Raw genomic sequence first — 16,889 nt, forward strand, 5'->3', positions numbered from 1 at the left:
TTTCAAAGCTTTAATTGTTTAATAAAAGTATCTAATTCTTTGCTTTTCTTCTCTCCTGGTTCACTTTCAAAAGCGCTGTTTACGTCTATAGCATGACATTGTGATGCCAATGGGCTTTTGAGAAATGCTTTGAGTTTTTCCGTGTCTTTTAATCCGATTCCCCCGCTCAGGAAGAATGGTGTTTTTAAGGTATACGAATTCAAAAGTTCCCAGTTGAAGGAATATCCATTACCTCCCGGTAAAGGACCTTTGGTATCAAATAAAAAATAATCCACAACATCCTCATACCCTCTCAGGTCCTCAAAAGGGAAGGCCTTGCCCACACCGATAGCCTTAATGATTTTGATCTTTGCATCTACTTTATGGCGCTGTCTTTCTACTATTTTCAAGGCTTCCAGCAGGCGAGAACAAAATTCAGGAGATTCTGAGCCGTGTAATTGAACAAGGTCCAGAGACAAGGCCTCTGTTTTTTCAATAATTTCCTCTAATGACGCATCTACAAAGACACCCACTTTTTCCAAGGATTCCGGAAGAGCTGCTCTACTTCCCCTAAAATACCTGGGGGACTTCTCCCATAGGATGAAGCCCATATAGTCGGGCTGCAAGCGGGCCACTGCGGTGATATTTTCCGGGTATTTCATCCCACAAACCTTAATCTTCATGATTCCAGGGTTTTAATAAATTCCGCTGCCTGATGTCCCGGATCCCTTGTAGCCATAAAGGTTTCCCCGATGAGAAAACCGCGGTAGCCCATCTCTCTCAATTCGTTTATTGCTCGCACCTTGCTTAGCCCGCTTTCTGAAACTTTTACAATACCATCAGGTATTAAAGGGGCCAGTTCCCTGCTCGTTTCCAGGGAGACTTCAAAGGTTTTCAAATTTCGGTTATTCACTCCGATCATATCGATATCAGTGAGAAGGGATTTTTCTAATTCTGCCCTGTTGTGTACCTCCAGTAAAACTTCTAAATCGAGTTGATGTGCAAGGTCCGTAAACTTTCGGATATCCTCTTTGTCAAGGATGGCTGCAATAAGTAAGACGACGTCAGCACCTAAGGCCCTGGCTTCGTAAAACTGGTATTCATCAATCATAAAATCTTTCCTCAGCAGGGGAAGATTTGTAGATGCTCTGGCGATTTGTAAATCTTCCGGACTACCTCCAAAGAAATGGCTGTCTGTAAGAACAGACATTCCGCAGACTCCTGCTTTCTCATAAGCTGTTGCAACGTTTTCCACGGTACTGTGATGATTGATGACGGATTTAGAGGGGGATCGCCTTTTAAATTCTGCAATAACACCCGATTTGCTATTTTTTAGAGCCCCGGAGAGTGAATGGGTAGGACGTGCGAAAAGATCACCTCCCTTAAGCTGTTGTACTGGGATCAGCTTCTTTTTTAAAGTGATCTCACGCTTTTTGTGTTGTACTATTTTTTGCAGTATATCCATTAAGCACTCATTTCTTGTAAAGTTCTCAGCGCATTTAAGCCAGCACCACTCATAAGAGATTCCCTGGCGATCTCGTATCCTTCCGCAGGGCTGAGATCTTTTACGGTTGCTATGGCAATACCGGCATTAGCACAGACTACTTTGTTTTGGGCCTCTGTGCCTTTTCCCTGTAGTATATCCATAAAGATCTGTGCTGATTCTCCAATAGTAGTACCCCCTCTGATTGCATCTTTCTCAATTTTTGTTATTCCAAAATCTTCAGGAGACAACATAGCTTCTGAGGAATTTGATATCGTTTTAGCAGGTCCTGTCAGGGATATTTCATCATAGCCGTCAAGAGCGTGTAAAATGGTATATCGCTTATCTGTATTCTGATAGAGATAGCCGTACATCCGGGCTAATTCAAGGTTAAAAACCCCTACGATCTGATTTTTAGGAAAGGCGGGATTTACCATAGGTCCTAACATATTAAAAAAGGTTTTTACTGCCAGCTCACGGCGAATAGGCGCCACATTCTTCATCGCCGGATGGAATAGCGGAGCATGCAGGATGCATATCCCGGCAGTTTCTATACTTTTTCGCAAAAAATCAGCATCGTTACTAAATTCGATCCCCAAAAATTCCATCACATTACTACTGCCACAAGTGGAGGAGACACCGTAGTTTCCATGCTTGGTAACGTGAATCCCGGCTCCGGCTGTGACGAAGGAAGCAAGGGTAGAGATATTAAAAGTGTCTTTACCGTCTCCGCCGGTTCCGCAGAGATCAACGGGGTCGTAATCTGAGAGGTCAATGGCCAGGCAAAGTTCGAGCAGGGCGTCCCTAAATCCTTCCAATTCCTCAATGGTTACACTCCTCATCATATATACGGTAAGGAAGGCTGCTGTCTGTGAAGGGTTGTATTCCCCTTTGGCCATGTTTATCAGGATCTGCCTTGCATCGTCCTTGCTGAGGATCTCCTGGTTGATCAGGCGATTTAATGTTTCTTTCATACCCTTATTCGTATCCAGTTTTCTAATATTTTTTTCCTTCCGGAGTCAATACCGATTCCGGGTGAAACTGCACTGCAGACACATCGTATTCCTTGTGCCTGAGGGACATCAGTTGTCCGTTACCATCAAAAGATGTAGCGATCAATTCGTCTGGAAGTGCAGGGTCAACTACCCAGGAATGGTAGCGCCCAACATCTATTTTTTTTGGGATATCCGTATAAATAGGATCTTCTTTTACGATCTCGATTTCCGTGGCTACCCCGTGATAGACATCATCGAGATTGATGAGTTTTCCTCCAAAAACCTCTCCTATAGCCTGTTGGCCCAGACAGACCCCAAAAATACTTTTTGAGGACGCATACTTTTTTATAATATCCTTTAAGAGTCCGGCTTCATCAGGGATTCCGGGACCCGGGGATAGGACTATTTTCTGGAAAGGCTCAACTTCTTCCAGGAGGAGTTTATCATTTCTTTTAACCACAACTTCGCAACCTAATTCTTCGAGGTAATGAACCAGGTTGTAAGTGAAACTGTCGTAATTATCGATGACCAATATTTTTGTCATAATCAAAGGTCTTCTGCGATTTCGAGGGCTTTGTTTAAAGCTCCCAGTTTGTTATAAGTCTCCTCCAATTCATCATCAGGATCTGAAGCCGCGACCAGGCCTGCCCCTGCCTGGTAATAGAGGGTGTGATCTTTACTGAGAAAGGTGCGAATCATGATGGCATGATTGAAGTTGCCGTGAAAATCCATAAATCCGATGGCTCCGCCGTAATAAGTCCTGTTTGAAGGTTCGTAAGCGTCAATAAGTTGCATTGCCCTGTGTTTGGGGGCTCCGCTTAAGGTCCCGGCAGGGAAAGTATCAGCAACTACTTTTAATGTAGGGATGTCCTTTTTCTTTTGTGCACTTACTTTGGATACCAGATGTATCACATGTGAAAAAAATTGTACTTCCCGGTAATTCTCAACTTTTACCTGAGAGCCATTTCTGCTGAGATCATTTCTGGCCAGATCTACCAGCATGACGTGTTCACTGTTTTCTTTGGCATCTTCAGATAGTTTTTTTGCGAGCAGGGCATCCTCCTCGTCATTACCAGTCCTGCGGAAGGTCCCGGCGATGGGGTGAATCTCAGCTTTCCCATCTTTTACAATTAGCTGTGCCTCGGGCGAACTGCCAAAGATCTTGAAGTTTCCGTAGTCAAAATAGAATAGGTAAGGGGAGGGGTTGATACTCCTCAGAGCCCTGTAAACGTTAAACTCATCGCCTTTGAATCGCTGTGAAAACCGCCTGGACAGCACGAGCTGGAAAACATCCCCTCGATGGCAGTGCTCCTTGGCCAGATTTACGAATTCTTTGTACTTGCTATCTTCCAGATTTGTTTCTCTTTCTCCTGATTTACTAAATGTATAGGAGGCAAAATTTCGAGCGTTGAGCAATTGTTCCAAGACATCTACATTGCTCTTGCGATCGTAGCAATGGGCAAAAATATATGCCTCGTTCTTAAAGTGATTTATAGCGATGATATTTTGATATACCGCGTAGTAAACATCAGGAATTTGTATAAGCCCATCCTTTTTCCGGATCTCTACATCCTCGAAATACCTCACTGCGTCGTAGGCGAGATAGCCAAAGAGTCCGTTGTTGATAAATTTAAAATCCTGTTCCGAAACCTGAAACTGTTTGGCAAAGTTGTCAATTACACTAGTCACATCTGTGGTTGCGGTAATTTCAGATATCTCTTCTTTCCCGTCGGGGAATTCCTCCCTGATCTTCTCATCTTCAATGGTAATGGAGGCAATTGGATTACAGCAGATATAGGAAAACGTATTGTCATTAGCCCTGTAATCGCTACTTTCCAGCAGAATGCTGTTGGGAAATTGATCCCGGATCTTCAGATATACACTAACCGGGGTAATGGTATCTGCAAGGATTTTTTTGTAATGAGTCTTGAGTTGATAAGGCATTTTATTCTACTAAATATGACTTGTTAGCTTATGGTTATGAAAGCAAAAAGGCTTGTCGTGATAGACAAGCCTTTTCGTACAGTAGTACTTAAATGTGCTTCGCTCACGACATCAGACGTAAGTTACTCCACCACCAAGTATTTACTGTAATTTTTTTCATGAGGTCAAATATAGAAAGGAATTTGAAATATTCAAATCAATTTAAGTGAATCTTGGGAAACATTTCGGTTGTCTGATCACAATTAGTATCGAAGTGGCATTCGCTCAGATCTGTACAAGATGTCTGTCTGCCCCCAGGATCTGGTTTTATTGCCATTGATACTCTTCAGGTAAAGGGTGGCCTCAAAAACTTCCTTGCCGCTGCTGCGATCCACTTCAACAATTTTCCCCGCCAACCGGCCTTTGTCTTTCAGATATCCCGAGGTCACAAGGACGTTATCAGTTTCCGGCAGGTAGTCCACATCGCTCACGATGGTTGAAAAGAAGTCCTGTCCGCGTTCTTTGCCGTATTGCCAGAGCTGCTTTACGCTGCTGTTTTCTTCATCGATGCTGTACTCAACTGCGCGAGAATATTGAATTTTTGGATCGTAGTTCCGGTGGGTGCCATTGTCAAAAACCAATAGCGTTCCTTCCGGCATGAGTTCGGGGGCATGAGGTCCCCACGGGAAATCGAACTCCTCATCACTTTCAACTCCCAGTTGTACCTTTTCAGGATAGGCTTCCCCTTCCGAATTAACAGCGGTAAGCAAGTAGGGAGCTGTTTCAAAACCCTCCCCGTTTCTTCCAGATTTACCCCAGTTGTTAGCCGGTGACAGGATCCATTGTAACTGGTTATTCCAGGAGATTTTAAACAGGCCCTGGTTCTTCCCGGAAACGATAATTGAGTTGTCACTTTCGTCATAAGCCAGACCATTCATATGCAGCCAGTCGCCAGGTCTAAAGAAATTAAGGTCCTTTCTGCTAACATCCAGCACTTTGGCCACATCCCATTCCCTGACAATTTTCGAATTTTTACGATCGAATAATATGATAAAATCACTATCTGATTCCACGTAATTGCCGTCGAGTTTTATAAAGTTGTTTCGCTTGCCCACACATATCAGCAAATTTCCATCGGGTAACTCTACAACATCGTGGTGCATACCGTAATTGGTATCGATGGAAGTTTCCCTGACGATCTTACCGAGCATGTCAAATTCATAGATCACATGCCTGCTAACCATGAGAAGGGTTCCGTCTTTTAGTCGTTGGAACGGACTTACCATTTTACCGGCAAAACTCAGATCGAGATACCATCGCACTTGCCCATCATCATCAAATATCATGGGTCCTGAACTAAATTTGCCCCTATTGGCAAAATGGATATCACAACCGTGCATACCCTCTGCCATTTTACTGCGATCAATCGAATTGATAACGATCTGAGGGAATCTGGCAGGGGTTTTAGCTGTTTTGATTTCAAGAGTATCCCTGATTTCCCCGCCTTCATAGGTGAGTGTAACTGCAACCTTATTGTTTCTATCCGGGTAGAGCCCCAGAACGGGTATTTCGGATTTAGTATTGCTAGAATCAAAATGTTGTTCCCAGGGAATTTCACCAAGTACCTTTACTGTGGCCTTCACCGGTTTTTCAGCTTCTATCTGCAAAACAGCAGTCAGAGGGGAGATGTTATTCGGATTCAGAACCGGTTCTATGGAATAATCGAATCCGGAACTGCAACCGGAAAATAATACCGGAATTAAGATTGCTAAAACGGGGAATAAAATTAATCTTTTCAATGTCTTAGATTTAATGCTTGCGCAAAAATAGAATTTTGAGATTAAAAGCTTTGGAGTAAATAAATAAAAAAACCCGGACATGAAGTTGCCCGGGTTAATTGTGTAAATAGGATGTTTCTTAGAATTCGAGATCAACTACAAGATCGAATTCATCATAGATAGTCTTGTCTCCGAGGTTGTCAAAGAAACTTCCGGATCCATAACGAACATCGTATTCGGCTCTGTCAATTTTAGCCGTGGCCGTAGCTTTGTTTCCGTAAATGGATACATCAAAGGTGATGGGCTTAGTAATTCCTTTGATCGTAAGATCTCCTGTAACTTCATAAGAGTTTTTCCCATTAGCTTTCACCTCGGTGAAGACCAATGTTGAAGAAGGATGATTGTTCACTCCGAAGAAATCATCAGATTTGAGGTGCCCTTCTAACTTTGCTTTAGAATCACCTTCGAGATCTGTAGCGATTAAGCTGGTCATATCTACTGTAAAGTTACCGCCTACCAGTGCGTCTTCATCAAAAGTAAGTTCTCCTGCAGTCAGCTGAATAAGTCCGGTATGAGATCCGGTTACTTTATACGCTTTCCACATTACTGTACTCTCTTCTGTCTTAACGGTTTTGGTGATGATGTCTGCCGGTTCAGTGGCTGCAAATGCAAAACCTCCAAAAACCAGGGCCATGGTAATACTGAGAATTGTTTTTTTCATGATTTTAATTTTAGAAATTGAATTGATTTAGATTAATATATGTGTGTAAATAAACTTTCTTTTGGTCTACGGACCTTTTTAAGGTGCTGGGTTTCATCCTCTTTAGATCTGTATCCCACAGCAACAACTACAGAGGTGGTCAAATCCTTCTCATGGAGCTTTAATATTTCGTCATAGGCCTCAGCTTCAAATCCTTCTATAGGACAGGCGTCAATCTGCATCGTACTTGCTGCTGAGAGTAAATTTCCCATAGCCAGATAGGTTTGCTTGGCAGTCCAGTTCTCTTTGACATCTTCGGGCAGATCGACCAATTTTGATTTCATAAATTCCCCATAGGCTTTTAAACCTTCCGCCGGTATTTCCCTGATATCACTTACTTCTTTCAGATAGCTGTCAATCAATTCCGGGCCAAAATTTTTAATATTGGCGAAGACAAAAAGATGAGATGCATCTGTGATTTGCGATTGTCCCCAGGAAGCTTCTTTTAAGGAGTGTCTTATATCGGGATCAGTAATGATAAAGACGTGATAAGGTTGAAGGCCAAAGGAGGAGGCACTCAAACGCGTTGCTTCTAACAGCAGATTGAGGTCTTTATCGGAAACCCTCTTTTCGCTGTCAAATTTTTTTGTGGCATAACGCCATTCCAAACTTTCTATATACGATTTCATAGCATTTTTTTAAAATTTATCCAATAGGGAATTGAGTTGTTTTAATTCCTTTTCGTTCATGTCTGAAACCAGAGACTGCTCTGTTTTCTGCATTATTTCATCCATTTCACCTAAGAGGGAAAGCCCTTGTTCAGTGATAGTGATTTCAATTTTCCTGCGGTTCGTTTCACAAACTGATCGATCCACAAGACCTTTTATTAGGAGTTTATCGACCAAACGAGTGGTATTACTCATTTTGGTCACCATGCGTTCATTGAGTGTGGAGAGGTTGGCCGGTTGATCACCCTGGCCCCTCAGAATCCTAAGAACATTAAACTGTTGTAAAGAGACACCATAAGGTTTAAGAGCTGTTGTAAAGGTTTCAACCACCTTGTTATTCACCAGCATGAGATGGATTAGGGTCCGACTCCTGATTGGAATGCTCTTTTTTGTTTTTATGATCTCCTCTACATTCATGTAACTACAACAATTGTATATACAAATGTATGATTTCTTTTTGATCCTAAAAGGGGTGAAATAATAAAAGTCTGTTAAATTTATCACATGCAGGACTTCTTACTTTACGAAGTTTTTTTGGGATTAATACCAAATGCATTTAATCTGAGGAAGTATTCTTATTTTTGAAATTCAAAAGTAGAACCATGGCAGATCTCACCCAGGAAGAATGGACCAAACAATTGAATGAAGACCCCAACGGGGTAGTTTTGGATGTTCGTACTCCGGAAGAAATTGAAGAAGGCATTATCAAAAATGCAATGCAGATTGATATCTACACAGGGCAGGCCTTTGTCGATTCCTTGAACGATCTTGACAAAAGCAAGAATTACTACGTTTACTGCCGTTCGGGGAATAGAAGCGGACAGGCCTGTGCCATCATGAACAGTCTGGGTTTTGAAAATACCTTCAACCTACAGGGGGTATCCTGGAGTGGGAAGGTGACCTTAGCTGATCCATTACCGCCTTCTTTTCTGAATCTGTTTTTCAGACTGCGATCTTACATTAGCAGATGCAAGAAATTGTGCTGCACCGGATCTGGGAATCACAGCTTTTTCCTATCAATGTGCTCACCACCACAAGCGGTGAGACAATCCAGGTGATCAAAATTGGAAAACGCAATCCCTACTCCGGTCCTGATTTCCAGCACGCCAGAATCCGTATCGGTGACAAAGAATGGAGTGGTCATGTAGAATTGCACATAAAGGCTTCGGATTGGTACCTCCACGGACATCAGAGAGATCCTGCCTATGATACGGTTATACTACACGTTGTTTGGGAGGCCAATTTCGATGTCAGAAGGAGGGATGGAACCCTGATTCCCACCTTGTCCCTTTCAGAAGTTGTTTCGGGAAAGGTTATAACTATGTCCGAAAAAACTAAAAGTCCAGGCGATCATAAAGGCTTAGCCTGCACAGGATTATTATCTGCGGTTCCTGAAAATTTTGTCATTTCCTGGCGGGAAGGGCTTTTTTGGCAGCGCCTCAATAAAAAGTGTGAGGAAATTGATCTTTGGGGAAAGGAGTCGAATTTCAATTGGGAACTAGTATTATTTAAGGCGTTTTTAAAGGGTTTTGGTCTTAATCACAACGGAAAAGCATTTCTCAGCCTGGAAAGGGCACTGCCTTTTGATGTGTTTCGAAAACTGACGCATAATCTCCCGGCTTTGGAGAGCCTTTTCTTCGGCTTGTCCGGCTTGTTGAGAAGTGAGAAATGTAAAGATCCCTATTTTCTCTCGCTCAGGAAAGAGTATTTGTATTTGAAAACTAAATACAACCTCAGTGCTGATGCCTGCCATACCCCTCTATTCTTTTCTTTAAGACCTCATAATTTTCCAACGATACGATTATCCCAACTTGCACGATTATACCACCAATGTCCTAACCTGTTCGATAGCCTGAGGAGAGCTAAGTCTCTAGCTACTATGAAAACCCTTCTAAATACCAGGGCCAGTCCCTATTGGAATAGCCATTATACTTTTGGCAAGAACGGAATTTATAGCGTAAAGAAATTGAGCGATTCCTTCAAAGACCTACTCTTATTAAATACTGTATTTCCAGTATTGCGTTGTTATGGTGCATATACAGGGGAAGTTCTTGACACACAGATAAAGAAGTGGAGCAAAGGGTTGAGAGGAGAACAGAACAATCTAATCCGTACATTTAGGAAAGAAGGTATCCGTTCACAAAATGCCTATGAATCTCAATCGCTAATCCATCTATACACACATTACTGCAAAAAAAATAAATGCCTTCAATGCCAGTGGGGTACATATATATTGTATGGAAAATAGTAATTTTAAGGCATGAATATTTTTTACCGCCTGCTGTACTTTTTTCAAAAACGAGGGTTTGAGGTCTCAAGACGAATTGCGGAACGTTTGGGAATTAGAGCCCGTGTGGTGCGAACAACTTTTATATACCTGACCTTTGTTACCCTGGGGTTTGGATTTGCGCTATACCTGTTTTTGGCATTTTGGCTGCGGATAAAAGACCTGATCTATACCAAACGCACTTCAGTTTTTGACCTTTAATATGCTACGACTCTTTCGTTCCAAGATCTACCTGGCCATCGGTTTGATGATTACCGTACTGATGATCGGAATTATGGGATATCGATATATTTCCGATTACAGCTGGTTAGATGCCTTGTACATGACCATCATTACCGTGACTACTGTCGGGTTTATGGAGGTTAAACCATTAGATGCCGAAGCAAAGATCTTTACGGTGATGCTCATTATTAGTAGTGTGATCATATTTTCCTTTGCACTATCGGTAATTTCAGAATATATTCTGAGCAGAAATTCTTTACAACTTCTAAAAAAGAAAAAAGTGAGAAATCAGATCAACAATTTAAACAATCATGTAATCGTTTGTGGTTTCGGACGAAATGGTATGCAGGCTGCAGAGCGATTAAAGGCGTACAAGAGACCGTTTATAGTTATCGAGAGAGACAAGGAGATCATTGAAAAATATGAAAGTGAAATCCTGTTTGTGGAAGGTGATGCCAACGAAGACAATGTGTTGATCGAATCGGGAATAGAACGTGCCAATTATTTGATCGCCACCTTGCCGGATGATGCAGACAATTTATTTGTCGTTCTTTCAGCCCGTCAATTAAATAAAAATCTATTCATTATCAGCAGGGCGTCAAAAGTAACTTCTCAGAAAAAACTGCAGTTGGGTGGTGCCAATAAAGTCATTATGCCCGATAAGATAGGAGGAGATCATATGGCCTCGCTTGTAGTGATTCCCGACCTGATCACTTTTATGGATAAGCTGTCTATGGAAGGTGAACACACAACTAATCTCGAGGAAGTGGCCATTGAAGATTTTTCAGATCAGGTAGAATGTAATTCGCTGAGAGATCTCGACCTGCGCAGAAAAACCGGTTGTACCATAATCGGCTACATAGAACCCAATGGCAATTACATCATCAACCCCGAAGCCGATATGCCCCTCAAGCCCAAGAGCAAGGTGATCGTACTGGGACGACCCGAACAGATCCGCAAATTGAATGAAATGTTCCATATACAAGCCTGACATTTGGGAAAGAATATTTGATTTGGATTATATTTTTTAGGATATTGCCCGCCTGTTCAATCTACAGCCTATATAAATCCTAATTCACTTTATGAAGTCATATCTCTTCTACTTTCTGATTCTTTTCAGTGTTTCCATGGTATCACAGGACCTGGAAGTCAAAGGCAAGACGATAAATCCATCCGATAATATCAATGACGGGGTAATCCAATTAGAGGTAGGTGGGGGAGTGCCTCCCTACACTTACAAATGGAGTAACCAGCAAACTCCATTGAGTTCCGGGACCGCCAGCGGCCTTGTAGAAGGAGTTCCGTATTCGATCACTGTTACTGATAACGCAGGAACTTCAATTACAGACGAATACACAATAGAAACTCAATCTATTACCGAAGTGTTTAACGGGAATATGGCTCCGGCCGTAAGTGCCCTTGGAAGTGTCCTCTTCTGGGACCCTTTCGAAGCCACCGGTATATATGATCCCGTGGTTTATGCAGATGTTAAGCTTATCGCCACTCCGGGTTGGTCTGCTTCAGTAGAAGACCGGTTTGTACTCAAGCAATGGTTGGTTAAAGAGGGGCAGCATGTTGAAAAAGGACAGGAAATCGCGCTTGTATCCAGCAAGGACGGTTCTGTGGATACGGTTCGAAGCTCGGCAAATGGAAAACTCAAATACCTTGTAGGCGAGGGGAAGGTCATCTATAATTCTGATAATCCGGAGGACGTTATTGAGCAGGGAGCTCACTACCTGGCCGAGATTGAATACGATACACCTGAAATTATCAGGCATCCCAACGGTGATCCGGTAACAAAAAACATCCCTTTTATTGTAATTTGGCTGGTGTTGGGAGCAACGTTCTTTACCATTAGAATGGGCTTTATCAATATCCGCGGATTCAGACACTCTATCAGTCTGGCAAAGGGGAAATACGATGATCCCGATGCGCCCGGGCAGGTAACCCACTTCCAGGCCCTGGCAACTGCAGTTTCAGGAACCGTGGGATTAGGAAATATTGCCGGTGTTGCAGTGGCGGTTTCCCTGGGAGGAGCAGGAGCCACCTTCTGGATGATCGTCTGTGGTTTGTTAGGCATGTCTTCCAAGTTTGTAGAGTGTACCCTTGGGGTTAAGTACAGGGATATCCTTCCTGATGGTCGTGTTTTTGGTGGACCAATGAACTACTTGCGATACGGTCTGGAAAAAAGAAATTTAAAGGGCTTTGGTAAAGTTTTGGCAGGCTTGTTTGCTGTACTTGCCGTAGGAGCCTCCTTTGGTGGAGGAAATATGTTTCAGGCCAACCAATCGTTTGAACAACTTGCCGGGCAATTTTCAATGCTCGAAGGCAACGGATTCTGGTTTGGGGTCATAACTGCGATCCTGGTTGGCGTTGTAATTATTGGGGGAATTCAGAGTATTGCCAAAGTAACAGGCCGGGTAGTTCCTATTATGGCCTCCATATATATTATAGCAGCTCTGGCTGTAATTATCGTGAACATTCAGAATATCGGTCCTGCTTTTTCTGCAATTATCGATGGTGCATTCAGCCCCAGCGCTCTTAAAGGTGGTGTAATTGGTGTGCTGGTAGTCGGTTTTCAACGGGCTGCATTTTCCAATGAAGCCGGCGTAGGTTCGGCAGCGATAGCCCATAGTGCTGCTAAAACCAATCATCCACCCTCCGAAGGATTTGTTGCATTACTCGAACCCTTTATCGATACCGTAGTGGTCTGTACGCTAACTGCCCTGGTCCTTATCTTTACCGGGATGCACGAAGTGGAAGGTTTGGCCGGGGCTCAATTAACCTCCGACGCTTTCGGAAGCGTGATCTCATGGTTCCCTTATGTCTTGGGAATTGCAGTCTTTCTCTTTGCCTTTTCAACCATGATATCTTGGTCCTATTACGGGATGAGGGCATGGACCTATTTGTTTGGCAAAAGCAAGCGTTCGGAAATGCTTTATAAAATATTATTCCTGGTTTTTGTAGTAGTTGGTGCCTCAGTAAGTCTGGGTGCTGTTCTCGACTTTTCAGATATGATGATTCTGGCGATGTCGTTTCCCAATATCATCGGACTTTATATAATGTCTGGTGAAGTGAAAGGAGATCTGCGGGAGTACTGGAAGAAATTGAAAAACAACCAACTGTACAAAAAACAGAATACATGAAGAAGTTATTGATTGCCCTGGTCGCTCTACTCTTTCCTCTAATCGGCTTTTCGCAGGAGACCGCAGAAATGGGACTCGATGAACGAATTAACGCGTGGTTTGAGCCTATCACAGCAGTCTGGGAAGCGATCGTCTTCTGGCAGGTCCCCGGTACGGGGATTCCTCTGGTTGTTATCATTTTGGTACTGGGAGCTGCCTTTTTTACCTTGTATTTTGGTTTTGTCAATATCAGAAAATTTCCCCTGGCCATCAATGTGGTTCGAGGGAAGTATGATGAGGTAGAAGGACCTGAAGGGCACGGCCTTGAAAAGGCCAATGTCAATATTGTAGACGGAGATCTGCCCGATACCATTAGAGATGAGAGCAAGCAAGGAGAGGTAAGTCATTTCCAGGCGCTGGCTACGGCTGTTTCTGGTACCGTGGGTCTTGGAAATATAGCCGGCGTGGCCCTTGCCATTGCTATTGGTGGTCCGGGCGCAACCTTTTGGATGATCGTTTGTGGCTTGCTCAGTATGAGTACAAAATTCGTTGAGTGCACGCTGGGTGTGAAATACCGGGATGTAGATGAAACCGGAACAGTTTACGGAGGTCCGATGTATTATCTGTCCAGAGGTTTGAAAGAAAGAGGGTTCACCCGTCTGGGCAAGGTATTAGCTGTAGTCTTTTCCATTTTATGTGTGGGGGCTTCCTTTGGAGGCGGAAATGCAGTGCAATCGAATCAGGCTGCGGAACAACTCGCTTCTATGATGGGGCTTCAAGGCGGATCAATCGGTTTTATCATCGGCATAGTGCTTGCCGTCATCGTGGGAATAGTGATCATTGGCGGGATTAAGCGAATTGCAGCAGTCACAGAAAAGGTAGTGCCCTTTATGGCAGTGATTTATGCGCTGGCTTGCTTTGCTGTGATCTTTGCCAATTTCTCATATATTGACGATGCCTTTGTACTTATTTTTAAAGGGGCATTTACACCAGAGGCCGGATTAGGCGGATTATTCGGAGTGTTGATTGTGGGCTTTAGGCGAGCTGTATTCTCTAACGAAGCCGGTGCGGGTTCAGCAGCCATTGCGCATTCAGCCGTTAAGACCAAATACCCGGCTAGTGAAGGGATAGTTGCGCTTCTAGAACCCTTTATCGATACGGTAGTGATCTGTACCATGACCGCCTTGGTGATTATTTTTTACAATAGCGGCGGAGTCTTTGAATACGGAGGAGACGGAGCAGGAAATGTGATTGTAAACGGTGCCAGCCTTGGCGGAGTCACGCTTACATCTCTGGCCTTTGAATCTGTGCTTCCTTGGTTCCCATATGTCCTTACCCTGGCGGTAGTACTATTTGCAATTTCCACCATGATTTCGTGGTCGTACTACGGACTTCAATCCTGGAAATATTTATTCGGCCGCAGTAGAACTGCAGACTTGACGTATAAATTGCTCTTCATTGCATTCGTTATTATAGGGGCGTCAGCTTCAATGGGCGCGGTTTTTGCCTTTTCTGATGCGATGATTCTGGCCCTTGTTTTTCCAAACATGCTGGGATTACTCTTTCTTTTTCCTAATGTTAGAGATGAATTGTCAAAATATATGGATGCGATTAAGGCTTTGAAAAAATAGCAAAATTGATAATATGAGATCCCATTTCCGCTATACCAAACAGGAAAAACGCGGGATCCTTTTTCTACTCCTACTTATCACTTCCTTACAATCGGGGTTTTATTTCTGCGATTTACGCTCTAAAAACCACAGCGATCCGCTGTTTTCGGTGGATAGTCTGGCACAGGCCTTTATGGACAGTGTAAAGGCATCACCTACCTTGCGCAATAAGAAGATCCTCAGACCCTTCAATCCTAATTTTATTACAGACTACAAAGGCTATGTCCTCGGTATTTCCCCTGAAGAGCTCGACAGGCTTTACGCCTTCAGGGAAAAAGGACAATACCTCAGGAACTCGCGGCATTTTCAGTCGGTAACACAAATTTCTGATTCATTGCTCAGCCGGATCAGCCCCTATTTTATGTTTCCACAAATGAAAATGCGAAGAAATGAGAAATCAGAAAATGCCGTAGTGCCCAAAGACCTGAATACTGTTACTGCAGAGGAGTTACAACAGATATCAGGGATTGGCCCCGTATTGTCTAACAGAATCGTCAAGTTCAGGGATCGACTGGGCGGATTTCTGGTCTCGGAACAATTGCTGGATGTTTACGGTCTAGATCGTGAAGTAGCAGAAAAGGCAATGCAGACCTTCAGGATAGTAGATACTCCAGAGGTAAAGAAGATCCATTTGAATACGGCCGGGGTGAGCGAATTGGCAAACCTAATTTATCTGAATTGGAAGCTCGCTAATCAAATTGTGGCTTATCGTGAAGCGCTTGGCAGATACGACTCTATCGAACAATTAACAAAAATTGAAGATTTTCCAAGAGAACGGATTCACAGAATTAAGCTATATTTGGCCCTGTAAAAATTGCTATTATGATCACAGAAACTATGTCTGAATTAGGGTTTGATTATTCGGAAACTCAGCGAATGGTTGCTGAATCGGCCAGGGAATTTGCCGAACAGCATATCAGACCTTTTGTCATGCAATGGGATGAGTCTCAGGAATTTCCTGTTGAGGTCTTTAAAAAGGCCGGTGAAATGGGGTTTATGGGCATTCTTGTTCCTGAATCTCTGGGAGGATCAGGATTGGGATACCATGAGTACATTGCTATTATTGAAGAGATCTCCAAGGTAGATCCATCCATCGGTTTATCTGTAGCAGCACATAATTCACTTTGCACCAATCATATTTTATCCTTTGGAAATTCAGATCAAAAAGAGCGTTGGATTCCCAAACTCGCTTCTGCAGAGTGGATAGGAGCCTGGGGCCTAACAGAACACAACACGGGATCTGATGCCGGAGGGATGAATACGACCGCAGTTAAGGATGGAGACCATTGGGTGCTCAACGGAGCAAAGAATTTTATCACCCATGGGATTAGTGGTGACATCGCTGTAGTAATCGCCCGTACGGGTGAAAAAGGAGATAGCCACGGGATGACAGCATTTGTTATTGAAAAAGGTACCAAAGGATTCAGCAGTGGAAAAAAAGAAGATAAACTGGGAATGCGTGCCAGCGAAACTGCAGAACTCGTCTTCGACAACTGCAGAATTCCCGATGACAACAGATTAGGCGAAGTAGGTGATGGATTTATACAGTCGATGAAAATCCTCGATGGAGGTAGAATTTCAATTGGAGCTCTTTCTCTGGGAATATCCAAGGGCGCGTATGAAGCAGCCTTGAAGTACTCTAAGGAAAGGGTACAATTTGGTAAGCCGATTAGCTCATTCCAGGGTATATCTTTTAAGTTGGCTGATATGGCTACAGAGATCGAAGCGTCAGAATTATTATTGCACAAGGCAGCTTTTCTTAAAAACCAGGGTCGGAAAATGACCAAATGGAGTGCCATGTCTAAGATGTACGCTTCTGAAGTCTGTGTAAAGGTGGCAAATGAAGCCCTTCAGATTCACGGGGGTTATGGATACACCAAAGATTTCCCGGTTGAAAAATTCTACAGAGATTCTAAGCTCTGTACCATTGGAGAAGGTACCACAGAAATTCAAAAAGTAGTCATTGCAAAGAATATTTTGAAATAAGTTTGTTTCTATT

General features: G+C 43.2%; 16 protein-coding genes and 1 pseudogene. 8 read left to right on the top strand and 9 right to left on the bottom strand.

Annotated features, from left to right (window positions below; translation table 11 throughout):
* Positions 1 to 2 precede the first annotated feature (2 nt).
* From EQY75_RS02585 to EQY75_RS02625, 9 genes and pseudogenes are all read right to left on the bottom strand, one after another.
* A complete protein-coding gene (locus EQY75_RS02585; RefSeq protein ID WP_129602615.1) occupies positions 3 to 662 on the bottom strand; it encodes a phosphoribosylanthranilate isomerase in 660 nt (219 codons plus the stop codon).
* Positions 659 to 1,444, bottom strand: coding sequence for an indole-3-glycerol phosphate synthase TrpC (gene trpC, locus EQY75_RS02590; RefSeq protein ID WP_129602617.1), 786 nt, complete (start codon positions 1,442 to 1,444; stop codon positions 659 to 661). The genes EQY75_RS02585 and trpC overlap by 4 nt, the downstream gene beginning before the upstream one ends.
* Positions 1,444 to 2,436 carry an anthranilate phosphoribosyltransferase gene (trpD, locus tag EQY75_RS02595; RefSeq protein ID WP_129602619.1) on the bottom strand — a complete coding sequence of 331 codons (993 nt, stop codon included), beginning with the start codon at positions 2,434 to 2,436 and terminating at the stop codon, positions 1,444 to 1,446. Before trpD ends, trpC begins: the two co-directional genes overlap by 1 nt.
* A pseudogene (locus EQY75_RS02600) lies at positions 2,433 to 3,001 on the bottom strand (anthranilate synthase component II). Before EQY75_RS02600 ends, trpD begins: the two are co-directional and overlap by 4 nt.
* Positions 3,002 to 3,003: 2 nt before the next feature.
* Entirely contained in the window at positions 3,004 to 4,401 is a 1,398-nt protein-coding gene (locus tag EQY75_RS02605) for an anthranilate synthase component I family protein (RefSeq protein WP_129602621.1), read from the bottom strand.
* A 242-nt stretch (positions 4,402 to 4,643) separates the two neighbouring features.
* A complete protein-coding gene (locus EQY75_RS02610) occupies positions 4,644 to 6,179 on the bottom strand; it encodes an aryl-sulfate sulfotransferase (protein ID WP_246019966.1) in 1,536 nt (511 codons plus the stop codon).
* Between the two features lie 118 nt (positions 6,180 to 6,297).
* Positions 6,298 to 6,879, bottom strand: coding sequence for a YceI family protein (locus EQY75_RS02615; RefSeq protein WP_129602625.1), 582 nt, complete (start codon positions 6,877 to 6,879; stop codon positions 6,298 to 6,300).
* Positions 6,880 to 6,911: 32 nt separating this feature from the next.
* A complete protein-coding gene (locus EQY75_RS02620; RefSeq protein ID WP_129602627.1) occupies positions 6,912 to 7,547 on the bottom strand; it encodes an NAD(P)H-dependent oxidoreductase in 636 nt (211 codons plus the stop codon).
* A 9-nt stretch (positions 7,548 to 7,556) separates the two neighbouring features.
* Positions 7,557 to 8,003, bottom strand: coding sequence for a MarR family winged helix-turn-helix transcriptional regulator (locus EQY75_RS02625; protein ID WP_129602629.1), 447 nt, complete (start codon positions 8,001 to 8,003; stop codon positions 7,557 to 7,559).
* A gap of 185 nt (positions 8,004 to 8,188) precedes the next feature.
* Between EQY75_RS02625 and EQY75_RS02630 the strand changes: the two genes are divergently transcribed.
* From EQY75_RS02630 to EQY75_RS02665, 8 genes are all read left to right on the top strand, one after another.
* On the top strand, positions 8,189 to 8,644 hold the full coding sequence (locus EQY75_RS02630; protein WP_129602631.1) for a rhodanese-like domain-containing protein: 456 nt from the start codon (positions 8,189 to 8,191) through the stop codon (positions 8,642 to 8,644).
* Positions 8,554 to 9,834, top strand: coding sequence for a DUF2851 family protein (locus tag EQY75_RS02635; protein ID WP_129602633.1), 1,281 nt, complete (start codon positions 8,554 to 8,556; stop codon positions 9,832 to 9,834). Before EQY75_RS02630 ends, EQY75_RS02635 begins: the two co-directional genes overlap by 91 nt.
* Positions 9,835 to 9,846: 12 nt before the next feature.
* The gene (locus EQY75_RS02640; protein ID WP_129602635.1) at positions 9,847 to 10,074 is read left to right on the top strand and encodes a PspC domain-containing protein; all 228 of its coding nucleotides are present in this window, start codon (positions 9,847 to 9,849) and stop codon (positions 10,072 to 10,074) included.
* Position 10,075: 1 nt separating this feature from the next.
* Entirely contained in the window at positions 10,076 to 11,086 is a 1,011-nt protein-coding gene (locus EQY75_RS02645; RefSeq protein WP_129602636.1) for a potassium channel family protein, read from the top strand.
* A gap of 91 nt (positions 11,087 to 11,177) precedes the next feature.
* Positions 11,178 to 13,241, top strand: a complete 2,064-nt coding sequence (locus EQY75_RS02650) for an amino acid carrier protein (RefSeq protein ID WP_129602638.1) — start codon at positions 11,178 to 11,180, stop codon at positions 13,239 to 13,241.
* On the top strand, positions 13,238 to 14,851 hold the full coding sequence (locus EQY75_RS02655; protein WP_129602640.1) for an alanine/glycine:cation symporter family protein: 1,614 nt from the start codon (positions 13,238 to 13,240) through the stop codon (positions 14,849 to 14,851). The genes EQY75_RS02650 and EQY75_RS02655 overlap by 4 nt, the downstream gene beginning before the upstream one ends.
* Positions 14,852 to 14,864: 13 nt before the next feature.
* Entirely contained in the window at positions 14,865 to 15,701 is an 837-nt protein-coding gene (locus tag EQY75_RS02660; protein WP_129602642.1) for a ComEA family DNA-binding protein, read from the top strand.
* An 11-nt stretch (positions 15,702 to 15,712) separates the two neighbouring features.
* Positions 15,713 to 16,876 carry an acyl-CoA dehydrogenase family protein gene (locus EQY75_RS02665; RefSeq protein WP_129602644.1) on the top strand — a complete coding sequence of 388 codons (1,164 nt, stop codon included), beginning with the start codon at positions 15,713 to 15,715 and terminating at the stop codon, positions 16,874 to 16,876.
* Positions 16,877 to 16,889 lie beyond the last annotated feature (13 nt).

It is taken from the genome of Muriicola soli (assembly GCF_004139715.1).
In the GTDB taxonomy this organism is placed as follows: Bacteria; Bacteroidota; Bacteroidia; order Flavobacteriales; family Flavobacteriaceae; genus Muriicola; species Muriicola soli.